Consider the following 14,140-nt stretch of genomic DNA (forward strand, 5'->3'; position numbering starts at 1 on the left):
GGTTATCGCTATCTATTCAAAGCCGAGTTTCTTAATCGCTTGATAGGCGTGATCCACTTCCTCTGGGATAGGCATTTCAATCTGAAAACCTTTAGCGGGGTACGATTTGATGCGTTCAAAATCCGCCACCAATGCGCCTAACACCATATCTAATGGCAACTCTTCATTAAAGTAATCGACCCAGTCCTGCCATTTGGAGGTTACGGTTATTTCCGTTGTCTCTTCAGGCCATTGTTTACTGAAGGTGGCGTAGGTTCGTTTCTCCATAAAAGGCTTCTGCACTAAGGTCAGTTTTTTCGGGGATAAGCCACACTCAGTAAGCAATTCGTATGTGAAGCGGACATTTTCACCAGTATTAGTCGCCTGTTTTTCAATGATAATGTCAGATTCCGGTACACCACTGTCTCGCGCAATCGCCGCAAAGGTTTCGGCCTCTGAACGGTCAAAATTGCCTTCAGTGAAGCGTCCAACACCACCGGAAAAAACGATGTAGGGCGCTATTTTTTGGTGATAAAGTTCGGCCGCATATTCCGCGACTCTTGTATCGTTGCTGCATAACACAAAAATACAGTCTGAAGGCTCAACTTTATGACCCATAGACATAAAATTCCAAAGCGTATCGATCGAACGGTGCAGCTTATTTAATGGTTGTTTAGTCATGAAGAGCGTCCAATGTGGATTCAAACTTAAACGAATAACCTAAGTCGAGAATCTTTTTTGAAGAGATCAGTTTGTCTGGGTCATTAACAATAGGTGGAAGTGGCTCGTTACTATTCGCGCTCTTTAAGGCTGCAGCATAGAACTCCGCTTTGCTTACTGTGTTTGGCGTTGTTACATTCGCGACTTCGTTATGTAGGTGGCTAATCGCAAAATCAACCGCACCAATCGCATCATCAAGGTGCAGCATATTCGCTGGGGCTTGGTTGCTCACTTGCTTTAGTTTACTAGCAAATCTTGATGGGTGACGATTTGGGCCAATCAATCCACTAAAACGAAGGATGGTGTAATCGATATCAGAATCTATTACTGATTGTTCAGCTTGAAGCATGATTCGTGCGTTATCGGAAAATGAGTTAGCCTGATCGCTGTCAGCGAGTGCAAGCGCAAGTGATGCGTCATCTTCATAAAGAATACCCGGTTTAGTTGGGTATACCGTCGTTGAACTGACCATGATGAGCTTTTTAATATTGGCTTTTTGACAGGCGCTAATAAGTAACTGCCAATAGTCGGCATACTCTTTTCCTGCGCCTTTTCTAAAGCCGGGAGGGAAGCTACCAATTACTATCTCGGAGTTGTTTTCGAGCAGTAAAGAGTAGAGTTGTCCCACGGCTTGATCAGGGTTTGACGAGTCAAAGCTGAATACTTCGCAGGGAATACGTTTACTACTGAGCGTGTCTGCACCTGCTTGGGTCGTTTTCGTGACGACGACGCGATTGCCATGTCTTTCTAGGTGTTCAGATAAAGGTGCGCCTACCCATCCAGCACCAACAATAAATATAGAAGCCATCTTTTCCTCACAACGACAAGCTAGGGATTTAATAAGCCTAACAAACCTTTGGCCAAAAATGAAAAAACTCCACGGCCGAAGCGAGTGGAGTTTTTACTATAACAGTAGCGCTTTATTTAAGTACGCGAAGTAGCTTGTCTGCACGCTCTGCCATCTCAATACCTTCATCGGTTAGGTAACCACCGTCTGGTTGAGTACAAAGGTTTTTTTCGAATAGGCGCTTAACGGCGTCTTGAGTCTCTTGGCTAGCCTCTTGATGAACTTTAATGCCGGTAGCAGCGCTACTTACATCAAATTGAAGAAGGAGGTTTAAATCAGCAATATGTTCAGCGTTGTACTTCATAATTAACCTATAAATTCATAACGTTCTCTACCTTCACCTTAGTGCGCATTCTCGGCTCAAGCAACAGCAAATAAATAGATTTGATAACTGATACCAAATTGAATGATTAATCGTCGCATGGTGAAGTTATTTTGGTTGGATTGAGTGATTTGTGCCCACTTAAATGGCGAATGATGTTTATTGCTAAATGGTTGTAATATATTGTTGGACTAGAAATATATTGCATTCAGCTAATATTGTACAAAAAAGGAAATGCATCAGTGAGAGCAAACAAAGTAGCATTAGTTCTTAGCATGCTATTTGCAATCTCAGGTTGTCAAAGCACACCCTCAGAGCAGACAGACGCAAATCAAACCACAAATAACAACAATGAATCTGCAGCAGAGGTCCGTTCTTTTCATTCAGTACAGGTTGTTTACGCAGAGTGGCAATCCAAGCTTGAAAGTCATGCTCAATTGTCTCTCTATGCTCCTGAGAATTACAATGAGTTGCTAGACGCATGGGAAGACGCTGAAAGTATTTATGCCGATTTACTAAAAGACGAAACGCGTCTGACTAAAAGTTATTCTATTTTTTCGAGCTTAACTTACGCTGAAGCCTTCGACGAGAAAATCGCACTAATCAAATCAAACTATGACGCAATCCTAGTGCTTAAGAAAAAAGCCGATAGAGTACTTGCTGATTCGATCGTGCAAATGGATTACCTAAAATACCTTGGTGCTGACACCATGTTTGCTTCGAGTTATAAGCGTTTGTATTCAGAATACAGTGAACTATTTGAGTATGTATTAGTTGATGAGCTAGAAGACGCTCAAGAAGCTCAAGTTGAATTCCTCAACAATGCTCGGCTGTTGGAAGTGAAAGTCGCACATAAGAAATACATCGAACCGTTAAAAGACGAATTAGAGTATTTAGAAGATGAAGATTTTGATGACGTTGTGCCATTGACTTTTGCTAAGGCCTCTGCACAAATCGCGCTAGCTGAGAATCAGGTCAAAGCGAGCCCTCGTGAAAAGTCTATCATTGAAGATGCTGTTAGGGCTGCGGAGTTTGAGTTAGACCACGTACGAAGTGTCGCTCATGAAGTTAAAGTACTTGCGAGCGTAAAAGGGGACAAGTTCGAGCAATCGGTGTTGAATGCTGAAAATCAGCTATTAAGCATTTCACAAGTGATCAATGATGAAGATTACCGTGACGTTGTGCTACGTCTTCAGTCTCAAAAAATTGTTGCTAGCATTAAAGCGCTTAAAAGCTCAGACATGACAGCTTTGCTGAAATCTGAAATCGAGTCTCTAACTGAACAAGTTGCGACATTAGAAAACGCAAACCAGCAGCAGGCGCAGCAGTTGTCAGAAGCAACAAAACGTAGTCAACTTCTCGACGAACAGATAACCAAGAGTGATGCACATATTAAGAGCTTAGAAGAACTAGTGGACAGCCTAAAGACGCTTGGTGGTAAAGTTGCTAACGAAAGCGATCCTGATCTAGCACTCCCTAGCCCGGAACCAGACCTTACGGATGCTGCTTTAGAATCTGTGTCTGAAGAAGTGATTGAACCGTCGGTTTAAGACAACGAATCTCTTGAACTGTGATTGAGTTAAAAGCGCCTGAGGGCGCTTTTTTACGTTCTGTTGATCTATGTCAAAATCTAGAAATAAAAGCCTTAAAAACACGGTTTTAGTGTACGCCATTTCTTAGGTTTTAACGTAACTTGTTGATATTTATAGATGTGTTGTTTTTATCATTGGTAAAATTTCATTCACCAGACTTTTCTTTTTACTACTAAAGTCGTATGAAATTTCAATATCATTCCAGGTTTGGCGTGTTCTTGGTTGGTGAGGAGAATTAAGGCTTAAAATAGCTCTTGAATTAAGAAATGAAAGAGAGGATTATCGCGCTCCCGACGACATGTTTCAAAATGTAAATCATCATGAATCTAAACCAATTTGACTCATTATTACCGCCACAAATGGCCGAGCGCGCTGCAGATATTGGCGTAGGTAAAGCAACCAAAGATCCAATCAAATCTTTTCTTCTAGCGATTTCTGCTGGTATCCATATCGGTATTGCGTTTGTGTTCTACACCATCGTAACGACTGGTGCTGGCGATCTGCCATGGGGTATTACTCGCTTGTTGGGCGGCCTAGCATTTAGCTTAGGCTTAATTCTTGTTGTAGTTACTGGCGGTGAACTGTTTACCAGTTCGGTACTAACCTTGGTGGCTCGTGCAAGTGGCAAGATCACTTGGCACACCTTAGTGAAAAACTGGGCGACGGTTTACATTGGAAACCTGATTGGTGCGTTATTGCTGGTGGCTTGTATGCTGCTGACGAAGCAATACATGTTTGATCATGGTCAGGTTGGCTTAAACGCGATGGCGATTTCTCAACACAAAATGCACCATGACTTCATTCAAGCGGTCGCGCTAGGCATCATGTGTAATGTGCTGGTGTGTATCGCGGTATGGATGACATTCAGCGGACGCACACTCACTGATAAGATCGCAGTGATGATCCTGCCAGTGGCGATGTTTGTATCAGCAGGCTTTGAGCACTGTATTGCAAACATGTTCCAAGTTCCGCTTGCTATCGGTATTAAGACATTTGCTCCTGCTGAGTTCTGGACCATGACAGGTGCTAACCCTGCCGATTATGTCGACTTAAACATGATCGACTTTCTGATGAATAATCTATTGCCTGTGACATTAGGTAACATCATCGGCGGTGGTATCTTTGTCGGTATGTGGTACTGGTTAATCTACCTGCGTGACTAAGACATAGCGCCACTAGTTATCAGTGAGTAGCCTGAGCGTTGATGAAGCTCACTTAAACACTCAACTTACTTACGACATTAAAAAGACGGTCTGCATTGCAGGCCGTTTTTTATTTGTGGAAAACCATGTCGTTCATGTCCTCAATTACTAAGAAAAGACTCAACAGCAATGATCGACACATGTGCATATGTCATTGAAAGTAAGTAAAGATCAATGTGAATGATCTTTTGAAAGGGCGAAGTGGACAAAAAAAGATCTATATTGATTTGGTTATCCACAGATTCTGTGGATAACCTGTCTCAAATTCAGTGAGTAACCAGATCTCAAAAGAGGTGAGAGGTTATTTAGAAGGTTGGATTTGAGCGAGAACTCGCCCCTCTTTAGTGAGTGATGTCTGTAAAGATAGGTGTAATGCGAGGGCCAAAGAGCAGCTCATCATCACGAAAATAGCCAACATGATCATCAGTTGATATTTAATTGCGATCATTGGCGAAGCCCCTCCAAGAATTTGTCCTGTCATCATTCCTGGTAGCGTTACTAAGCCGGTCGTAGCCATAGACGCCATAATCGGAGACATCGCTTTCTGGATCGCTGTACGTACAAAAGGTGCAGCAGCGTAGCTTGGTGCGGCTCCTAGGGCGATTGCTGCTTCATATTCTGACCTTTGGGTTTCAAAAGCACCAAACAAGTTCTGCAGTGCCACGATATTACTGCTTAAGCTATTGCCTAATAACATCCCCGCAATGGGAATAAGGTACTGCGCATTAAATAGCGGCGTCGGTTTAATAATGAGAAAGCAGATGAATAGAACAATAGGTACACAGGTCACTGCAAGGCTAACGGCTACCGGGGCTAGCAGTAGCTTTCGGGGCAGTTTGGACTTTTCAACAATTGAGCTCGCACCCACTATTATCATGGCGAACAACCACAATAAGTTGACCCATAAGCTATTCAAAGTGAACAGGTACTCCAAGTAAACACCAACTAGAAATAGCTGAATAGCCATGCGAACAATGCTAATCGTGGCCTCTTTACCCAGACCTAATTTCAGCTTGTGATTAATTGCAATGGGCAGGATAAGAAGTGAGCTAAAAAACAGCAACTGCCACCAAGATATGTCTATAACGTCTTGCATAGTGCTTCCTTTTAATTGGATACACATCATATCTGAAAGTGCCAAATGATGCATTTCAGCTCTTCAACAGTGAATTCAAAAAGTACTCAATAAATTAACAATGCGAGTACAAATTATTGGTCGTTTAAGGCATTTTTAGCTACTACTTAGTAGGTAAAACGTTAAAAACAGTTACAATGCAGTTGCAAAGATGTTGGTTTTTAACATCTTTGAAATATACTTAATTCTTCACATTTGTTAATACTTTTTAATATGTTTCTTTAACTGAAAACAACTCTGGATGAGCTCAAAAAAGTATTGATTAGCAAGGGTTATAACGGGAGATTTCATTGAACCCTACTTTGCGTATGGTTTAAAATTTGTTGTTAGATACTCAAGAACTTTAGCCCCCTAGAATGGGCTACTCGAAATTACTAAATACAAAATAGGCAAAATGTATGAGTGATGTTAACAAAATTGAAACTGGCGAAAAACGCTCGCTGGAGTGGAAATCTTTCCTCTTCATTGCAGTGGTTCTCTTTCCAATATTAAGTGTTGCTTTTGTAGGTGGTTACGGCTTCCTAGTTTGGGCATTACAAGTGTTTGTATTCGGACCTCCTGGTGCTCACGGCGGCATGTAATGCCCTCTAGTAACAACAATTTTTAAAATCAATATTTAAGAGAGCTAAACATGAAATCATTTTTAGTTAAATTATGGCGCACTATGACTCGCCCAGCAGTACACATCAGTTTGGGTGTACTAACTATGGGTGGCTTTATCGCCGGTGTTATTTTCTGGGGCGGTTTCAATACAGCGCTAGAACACACAAATACAGAAGAGTTCTGTGTAAGCTGTCACACCATGCGTGACAACGTATACGTAGAGCTACAAGAAACGGTTCACTGGAAAAACACATCTGGTGTACGTGCTACTTGTCCTGACTGTCACGTTCCACATGAATGGACAGCAAAAATCGCTCGTAAGATGCAAGCATCTAAAGAAGTATTCGCTCAAGTATTTGGTGATCTAGACACGCCAGAGAAATTCGAAGCTCGTCGTATTGAATTGGCTAAACACGAATGGGACCGTTTCTCTTCGAACAAGTCTCTAGAGTGTAAAAACTGCCACAACTACGATTCAATGGATTTCGAGAACATGCGCCCAACAGCGCGTATTCAAATGAAGAACGCAGCAGAGCGTGATCAAAGCTGTGTTGACTGTCACAAAGGTATTGCTCACAACCTTCCATTAGATATGGAATCGGCTAGTGGTATCGTTGGTGAGCTTGAGCAAGTTGCTAGCAGCACTTCTTACTCTAACGGTTCAGACGTGATTTCAATTCGTCACCTTCCAATGTACACGGATGAGACTGCAACCGTTGAAGCGGGCCTACTAAGCCCTGCAAGTAAAGTTGCTGTGATCGATGAGAAAGGCGACATGATCAAGATTCAAATCGACGGTTGGCGTAAAGCGAAAGGCTTCGGACGTGTAATCCAAGAAGACTTCGGTATGAACATCTCAACGGCGATCTTGACGAAAGAAGTATCTCAAAGTGACGTAATCACTGTTGGCGAGAAGAAAGAAGATGAGCTAACTGGCCTTCCATGGGAAGAAGTTAATCTAGCACTTTGGATGAAGAAAGAGTCTATGGTTGATAACTTCGATCCAATCTGGAACGCAGCTGGTCAAGCGTACCAATCTAACTGTTCAACTTGTCACTCACAACCAGATGAAGCGCACTTCAGTGCTAACGGTTGGGTAGGCATGCTAGATGGTATGATTGCATTCGTTAACTTCGATACAGATACAGAAGCATTGGTTCTTAAGTATCTACAGAAGCACTCATCAGATTTTTCTGAAGGCCATCACTAATAAGACGTCAATTGGAGTAACACAATGGCAATTACAAGAAGAAGTTTTCTGAAAGGTGTCGCAACGACGAGTGCGGCATCGGTTATCGGTCCAAGCTTATTGGCGTCGGCTTCAGCAACTGCTGCAGAAACAGACGGCACATGGAAAGTCTCTGGTTCTCACTGGGGTGCATTCCGAGCTCGCGTTTACGCGGGTAAAGTACAAGAAATTAAACCTTTAGAAATCGATCAACACCCAACAGAGATGTTGAAAGGTATTAAAGGTATTATCTACAGCCCATCACGTGTGCGTTACCCAATGGTTCGCCTAGATTGGTTGAAGAAGCACAAATACAGCGCTGACACGCGTGGTAACAACCGCTTTATTCGTGTGACTTGGGATGAGGCACTAGATCTTGTTTACCGGGAGCTAGAGCGCGTACAGAAAGATTACGGTCCATGGGCGCTTCACACTGGTCAAACTGGTTGGAGACAAACAGGTCAGTTCCACAGCTGTACTAACCACATGCAACGTGCAATGGCACTTCACGGTTACTCTGTGAAGAAAATCGGTGACTACTCAACAGGTGCTGGTCAAACGATCATGCCTTACGTGCTGGGTTCTACTGAAGTTTACGCACAAGGTACATCTTGGGAACTTATCCTAGAAAACAGTGACAACATTGTTCTTTGGGGTAACGATCCAGTTAAAAACCTTCAAGTAGGTTGGACATGTGAGACTCACGAGTCTTTCGCATACCTAGAACAGCTGAAAGAGAAAGTTGCTAAGAAAGAAATCAACGTTGTTTCTGTTGACCCTGTTAAGAACAAAACAGGTCGTTACTTAGAAAACGAGCAGTTCTACATCAACCCACAAACTGACGTGGCGTTCATGCTTGGTGTTGCTCACGTACTTTACAATGAAGGTCTATACGACAAGAAGTTCATCGAAACTTACTGTCTAGGTTTTGAAGACTTCATCAAGTACGTTCAAGGTGAAACGAAAGATAAAGTTGAGAAGACTCCAGAGTGGGCTTCTGCTATCTGTGGCGCTAGCGCGGATTCTATCCGTGGCTTCGCTAAGATGCTGGTTAACGGTCGTACACAAATTCTTGTTGGTTGGAGTATCCAGCGTCAACAACATGGTGAGCAGCCTTACTGGATGTGTGCAGTTATCGCAGCAATGGTTGGTCAAATTGGTCTACCTGGCGGTGGTATCTCTTACGGTCACCACTACTCTGGTATCGGTGTATCTTCAACTGGTTTCGCTGCTCCGGGTTCTTTCCCGCTGAACATCGACCAAGGTCAGAAACCTAAGTACACAAACACAGATTACAACGGTTACAGCCGCGTAATCCCAGTTGCTCGTTGGGTTGATAGCTTGCTAGAGCCTGGTAAGAAGATCAAAGCGAATGGCGCAACGGTAACACTGCCTGATATCAAGATGATGGTATTCAGTGGTAACAACCCGTGGCACCACCACCAAGATCGCAACAAGATGCGTAAAGCATTCAAGAGCCTACAAACTGTAGTTGCTGTTGATTTTGCTTGGACTGCAACTTGTCGTCACTCTGACATCGTACTTCCTGCATGTACTCAGTGGGAACGTAACGATATCGATGGTTACGGCGCATACTCTGGCCGTGGTTTGATCGCGATGCATAAACTAGTGGATCCTCTGTTCCAGTCTAAGACTGACTTCGAGATCATGTCTAGCCTAACTAAACGTTGGGGTCGTTACGACGATTACACGCGTGGTATGGACGAAATGCAGTGGGTTAAATCTCTGTACGACGAATGTCGCGCAGCAAACGAAGGCAGCTTCGAAATGCCTGAGTTCGCTGAGTTCTGGGAAAAAGGTTTCCTAGACTTCGGTAAAGGTAAGCCATGGACTCGTCACGCTTCATTCCGTGAAGATCCAGAGATCAATGCTCTAGGTACACCTTCTGGTTTCATCGAAATCACAAGCCGTACTGTTGGCAACATGGGTTACGAGCACTGTCAGGAACACCCAATGTGGTTCGAGAAATCTGAACGTTCACACGGTGGTCCAGGCTCTGACAAACACCCGTACTGGCTACAATCTTGTCACCCAGACAAGCGTCTTCACTCTCAGATGTGTGAATCTGAAGAGTGGCGTGCGACTTACGCGGTACAAGGCCGTGAGCCAATCTACATCAACCCAGTTGATGCTAAGAAGAAAGGCATCAAAGACGGCGACGTAGTACGTGTGTTCAACGACCGTGGTCAACTACTAGCAGGTGCTGTTCTAATGGATAGCTACGCTCCTGGTGTTGTACGTATCGAAGAAGGCGCTTGGTACGGTCCGATCAACGAGAAAGTGGGCGCGCTAGATACATACGGCGATCCAAATACACTGACTCAAGACATCGGTACTTCTGAGCTAGCTCAAGCGACGTCAGCAAACACATGTTTGGTAGACTTCGAGAAGTTCCAAGGCAAACTGCCTCCAGTAACTTCATTCGGTGGCCCAATCGAAGTTTCTTAAGCATCTCGCTTAAAAGCTAAGATTAAAGCTTGAATTAAAGCCCCTGTAAGCACTCTTACAGGGGCTTTTTGTATTTTATCTACCGAGCCTTGTATTTACGGTAAAGCAATGGTGTAGAGCGTTTAGAAGCGTATTGAGGGGGAGCTAGTAACTGTATAGGTTAGAGGGCGTTTACAAATAAGAGCGGTGGAGGGTAGTGATTAGAGTGACAAAGGGTTAGAAAGCAAAAAGGTCGATAGCAAGTACCGACCTAAATAGAGACCTATCGTGCTGTGAGATTTAAACCTCGAAGATGAACCAATAACCGTATGCACAGATTAAAGCGGGTACACTTGAGTACAAGGTCGCAACCAGTGCGGCTTTAGGCGCCATCGCGATGGCAGGGAACAGTGCATCGCCATCATTTGAAATTGCATTGCCTACCTGAGCTGAAAGGGGAAGTGCACCTGACAGGTAAAGACTAGTTACCAATAATTGTGGTCCACAGCCCGGTAGCAAACCCATCAGGACCCCAGCCAGGGGGAGCATAATTCCCCAGCTTGAGAATAGCGTCGCAAAATCAACATTTGCTATTACAGATCCGAATTCAAAGAAGAGGAAAGCGACCACAACCCAGGCTGTAACGAAATTCGTGTCCTGCGCTGTTTTTTGTAGTGGGTGAGAGCCCAAACATTTCTCGTCCTCACTTACCGCCGATTTGTAATCTTCAATCTCGCGAGTTAGCCCCCAAAGAAACATTGAGCTAATCAACAGAATAGCGCCGACCCATTCCATAGACATCTCGGGTAAGGCGAGCAGTTCGTTGACATCAACTTGAAAAGAGCCAAGAAGGGCAACCGCTGCTCCAGGAATAATTAGAACCGACCAAAGGTAGCCTTGCAGGTTAATCGCTTTTTTAGACACCGCTTCTTTGGTCTGAGATTGAGACGAACAGTTAGCGGCAGATACATTTGTCTCAGCTTGTTTTGGACGTAAGAAATCATCGGCATGGAATAGGTTAATGATTCGGCCTGACGCAGTACCGACAATGACCCCCATCGCCATCATAGCAAATCCCGTTTTTGGTTCGCTGGCGATGAGTAGAAAGGCAGCATCACCCATAGTGGATACGAGCACGGCGACGACAGCGCCAAACCCGAGCTTACCTGAAATAAACTGAGTGGTTACTACGATTGCGCCACCACAGCCGGGTAAGGCGCCCATTAAGGCGGCAAACACAACTTGGTTAGAACGAGACTGATGAACCAGCTTGCTGAATACGTTGTCTTTGTTGATGTAAAGGCTCAACCAGTGGTAGACCGCTAGGGTTAAAGCGACATAACAAGATACCGCCCAGAAGGCGTCTGATAATGTGGTTACGGTCAATTCACGCGTTGCAGGTGCCGCGACCAAAGCTGCTAATGAAATAGGTAACAGTAGGCGCTTGAATGAGAGTGAAAACTGAGTTGTTTTCGAAGCGCGACTGCTTGGTAATAAAGAGATTAGTCGGTCCATAGGTGTTACTCAAAATAGATGTCTTAGGATTAATATATACGAATGATAATAATTATCAATTGCATCTTTGGTTTTTTTATCTATTCTGGATGTGGGAGAAACCGACGAAACATGACCAATCTAAAAAAATAGGGTAAAGTATGCCTAATAAAGAGAGGCTCTATAGGTAGAGTCGTAATTGTTAGTGTAATAGGAAGAAACATGATTTTAGTTGTTGGTCACAAAAACCCTGATAGTGACAGTATTTGTAGTGCGTTAGTTGCAACTGAGCTTCTTAAAGCTCGTGGCGAGGAAGCGACACCAATTCGCCAAGGCGAGATCAACCGCGAAACTCAACACATTCTTGAAGTTGCTGGTGCACACATGCCAGAACTTCGTACTTCTGTTGCTGGTGAGAAAATCTGGCTAGTAGACTACTCAGATCTAGCACAAGCACCAGATGATGTTGCTGATGCAGAGATCCTAGGTATTGTCGATCACCACCGTCTAGGCGATGTGATGACAGTAAACCCTATGGAAGCTTGGATCTGGCCTGTTGGTTGTACAAACACAGTACTTTTCAACATGTTCAAGATTGAAGGTCACGCTATCTCTCAACAAATCGCTAAGCTAATGATGTCTGCAATTCTTTCAGACACTGTTGGTTTCGCATCTCCAACTTGTACTCAAAAAGACAAAGACGCGGTTGCTGAACTTGCTGAAATCGCTGGCGTAGAAGACGTTGATGCGTTCATAAAAGCACTTCTAATCGCTAAAACAAACATCGAAGGCCTATCTGCTGCACAACTAGTAGAAAAAGATCTTAAAGGCTACCCATTCAACGGTCGCGATGTTGTTGTTGGTCAAGTTGAGCTTGCGACTCTTGAGCAAGTTGACGGCATGATCGAAGCGCTTGAAGCGGATCTTGAAGAGCGTTGTGAGAAAGACGGTCTAGCATTCGCAGCCGTAATGCTAACTGACATCACTACTGCTCAAACTCGCCTTCTTTACAAAGGTGAATGGGCTGAGAAATTGGTTAAGCACGAAAAAGACGGCATGCTAATGATGGAAAACACATTGAGCCGTAAGAAGCAAGGCTGGCCTTGGCTACAAGGTGAGCTTGTTTAATCAAGTCACTTAATAATAAACGCCTGCTAAATTTAGCAGGCGTTTTTCTTTGAAGTGAGCACTTTTCTTCATCGATAATATTTGCAGTTAAAAACACTCTGCATAAAATAACTTTAAGCGCAAAGTTACTGACTAAAGTAGGAAATTAAGATGACTACACAGCTAGACGATAAAAGAATCGCAGAAATCAATAAGTATACGGGTGAGCAACGCCTAAAGTACTGTGTGAAAGAAATCGTAGCAAACCGTGAAGTATGGATCTTAACCGATGAGCACGGTTGTGTAATGCTAAACACAGAAGACGAAGATTGCGTACCTGTATGGCCAAACCAAGAGTTTGCTGAGTCATGGGCGACAGGTGACTGGGCTGAGTGTAAGGCTGAGTCTATCTCATTAAACAAATGGCACAGCCGCTGGACAAATGGCTTAGAAGACGACGAACTTGCTGTGGTCGTATTCCCTAATGAGCAAGAAGAAGGCGTTATCCTGTTCCCTGATGAGTTCGACTTCGAGCTGAAGAAACAGGCTGCTAAGCGCTAGTTCTTTCGTCATACAGTAACATCGTAAGTCAGCGCTGCCTTTCTTAGGTAGCGCTATCATTCAATTATCCCATCTAAGTTGCTTCCAACTTATATTCGTCAATATCCAATCAACTGATACAAGGGTGCTTGCTGTGCGGCTTTAGAAGCTTGTTGAAGCACACCTGTTTTGCTGTATCTCCTGAGTATCTTTCGAACGATAGGTTTTACTTCAGATTTTGTCATTCCAGCTTTTAGTTCTGGTTCGTACAATAGTTGCAGTAGCACTACATCTAACGGCGATAATAAGTCTTCTGGCGTGTGGTCGTTGAAAATAGAAGGGTAGGCTTTATCTGAATCATTGGGCAGGCCTAGAACCTGAGTGATCTCTTCCACGATACAGGCGACGAGCTTGCCTCGAGATCTTGCCTGATCTACGGGAATTACAATTCCGGCGTAAACAATCTCACCTTGAGAATTGGTTCGATAACCCGCCGTACAGATGGCGCTATTTAAATGCTGAGTTGATTTGAGCTTGAGTACAGATTTCGCCTCAGACATCCACTGACTCTGCCTCGTGTATATCCACTTAACGTTCGCTTCAGACTCTTTACTGACGAGTGAGATGGGGTGTTGGGTCACTTGAGCTAAGTGCTGGATATGCAGTTCGGTGAGTTCTTGATGAAGTTCTTTATCGCCGACACTATGGTCAATCCAAATTTTGATCGGTTGCTGCCATTTGGCGAGTGGTTTCGTTCCTGAGGAGTATTCGTGTTGCAGTGCGACGTTGTAGAAGGCCGTTTCGACAAACGACTTGTCTAACCAAGTGAGTGGTGTACTTACGGCATTAAAAGTAACAGCAGCAAGTAAAAGGGGAAGCAGTGAAGCGGTTCTTAACATACTTTCCCTCTTACCGAATATAGC

13 protein-coding genes are annotated in these 14,140 nt (G+C 43.8%); 7 read left to right on the forward strand and 6 right to left on the reverse strand.

Translation table 11 applies throughout. The features are described from left to right. Positions 1-12: 12 nt before the first annotated feature. The 3 genes from OH460_RS14620 to OH460_RS14630 all read right to left on the reverse strand — a co-directional run bounded on the left by OH460_RS14620 (position 13) and on the right by OH460_RS14630 (position 1,850). On the reverse strand, positions 13-660 hold the full coding sequence (locus tag OH460_RS14620; RefSeq protein WP_008223556.1) for a YdcF family protein: 648 nt from the start codon (positions 658-660) through the stop codon (positions 13-15). Then, positions 653-1,507, reverse strand: coding sequence for an NAD(P)H-binding protein (locus tag OH460_RS14625; protein ID WP_269998190.1), 855 nt, complete (start codon positions 1,505-1,507; stop codon positions 653-655). The genes OH460_RS14620 and OH460_RS14625 overlap by 8 nt, the downstream gene beginning before the upstream one ends. A gap of 112 nt (positions 1,508-1,619) precedes the next feature. Beyond that, positions 1,620-1,850 carry a TIGR02647 family protein gene (locus OH460_RS14630; protein WP_008223560.1) on the reverse strand — a complete coding sequence of 77 codons (231 nt, stop codon included), beginning with the start codon at positions 1,848-1,850 and terminating at the stop codon, positions 1,620-1,622. Between the two features lie 260 nt (positions 1,851-2,110). Between OH460_RS14630 and OH460_RS14635 the strand changes: the two genes are divergently transcribed. Beyond that, entirely contained in the window at positions 2,111-3,418 is a 1,308-nt protein-coding gene (locus OH460_RS14635; RefSeq protein WP_239937495.1) for an ATPase, read from the forward strand. Between the two features lie 362 nt (positions 3,419-3,780). After that, positions 3,781-4,623 (forward strand): formate transporter FocA, encoded by an 843-nt coding sequence (focA, locus tag OH460_RS14640; RefSeq protein WP_008222626.1) that lies wholly within the window; start codon positions 3,781-3,783, stop codon positions 4,621-4,623. A gap of 340 nt (positions 4,624-4,963) precedes the next feature. Here the strand turns inward: focA and OH460_RS14645 are convergent, their stop codons facing one another. Next, entirely contained in the window at positions 4,964-5,758 is a 795-nt protein-coding gene (locus OH460_RS14645; RefSeq protein ID WP_269998194.1) for an ABC transporter permease, read from the reverse strand. Between the two features lie 437 nt (positions 5,759-6,195). Between OH460_RS14645 and torE the strand changes: the two genes are divergently transcribed. From torE to torA, 3 genes are read left to right on the forward strand one after another with little or no spacing between them, the layout of a single operon-like run. Continuing rightward, on the forward strand, positions 6,196-6,378 hold the full coding sequence (gene torE / locus OH460_RS14650) for a trimethylamine N-oxide reductase system protein TorE (protein WP_008222628.1): 183 nt from the start codon (positions 6,196-6,198) through the stop codon (positions 6,376-6,378). Between the two features lie 50 nt (positions 6,379-6,428). Continuing rightward, positions 6,429-7,610, forward strand: a complete 1,182-nt coding sequence (gene torC, locus OH460_RS14655; protein WP_061031748.1) for a pentaheme c-type cytochrome TorC — start codon at positions 6,429-6,431, stop codon at positions 7,608-7,610. A 24-nt stretch (positions 7,611-7,634) separates the two neighbouring features. After that, positions 7,635-10,097, forward strand: a complete 2,463-nt coding sequence (gene torA, locus OH460_RS14660; RefSeq protein WP_269998198.1) for a trimethylamine-N-oxide reductase TorA — start codon at positions 7,635-7,637, stop codon at positions 10,095-10,097. Positions 10,098-10,376: 279 nt separating this feature from the next. Here the strand turns inward: torA and OH460_RS14665 are convergent, their stop codons facing one another. Next, positions 10,377-11,591 (reverse strand): putative manganese transporter, encoded by a 1,215-nt coding sequence (locus tag OH460_RS14665; protein ID WP_269998200.1) that lies wholly within the window; start codon positions 11,589-11,591, stop codon positions 10,377-10,379. 201 nt (positions 11,592-11,792) lie between these two features. Between OH460_RS14665 and OH460_RS14670 the strand changes: the two genes are divergently transcribed. Together OH460_RS14670 and OH460_RS14675 are read left to right on the forward strand one after the other, a co-directional pair. Next, complete coding sequence (locus OH460_RS14670; RefSeq protein WP_269998202.1) at positions 11,793-12,698, forward strand: manganese-dependent inorganic pyrophosphatase; 906 nt, start codon at positions 11,793-11,795, stop codon at positions 12,696-12,698. Positions 12,699-12,848: 150 nt separating this feature from the next. Next, positions 12,849-13,238: a DUF2750 domain-containing protein gene (locus OH460_RS14675; protein ID WP_004742050.1), complete on the forward strand. Its 390-nt coding sequence runs from the start codon at positions 12,849-12,851 to the stop codon at positions 13,236-13,238. 98 nt (positions 13,239-13,336) lie between these two features. Here the strand turns inward: OH460_RS14675 and OH460_RS14680 are convergent, their stop codons facing one another. Then, entirely contained in the window at positions 13,337-14,116 is a 780-nt protein-coding gene (locus OH460_RS14680) for a DUF2927 domain-containing protein (protein ID WP_269998205.1), read from the reverse strand. Positions 14,117-14,140: the final 24 nt, after the last annotated feature.

The sequence above is a fragment of the Vibrio sp. Makdt genome (assembly GCF_027587015.1).
Lineage (GTDB): Bacteria > Pseudomonadota > Gammaproteobacteria > Enterobacterales > Vibrionaceae > Vibrio > Vibrio chagasii_B.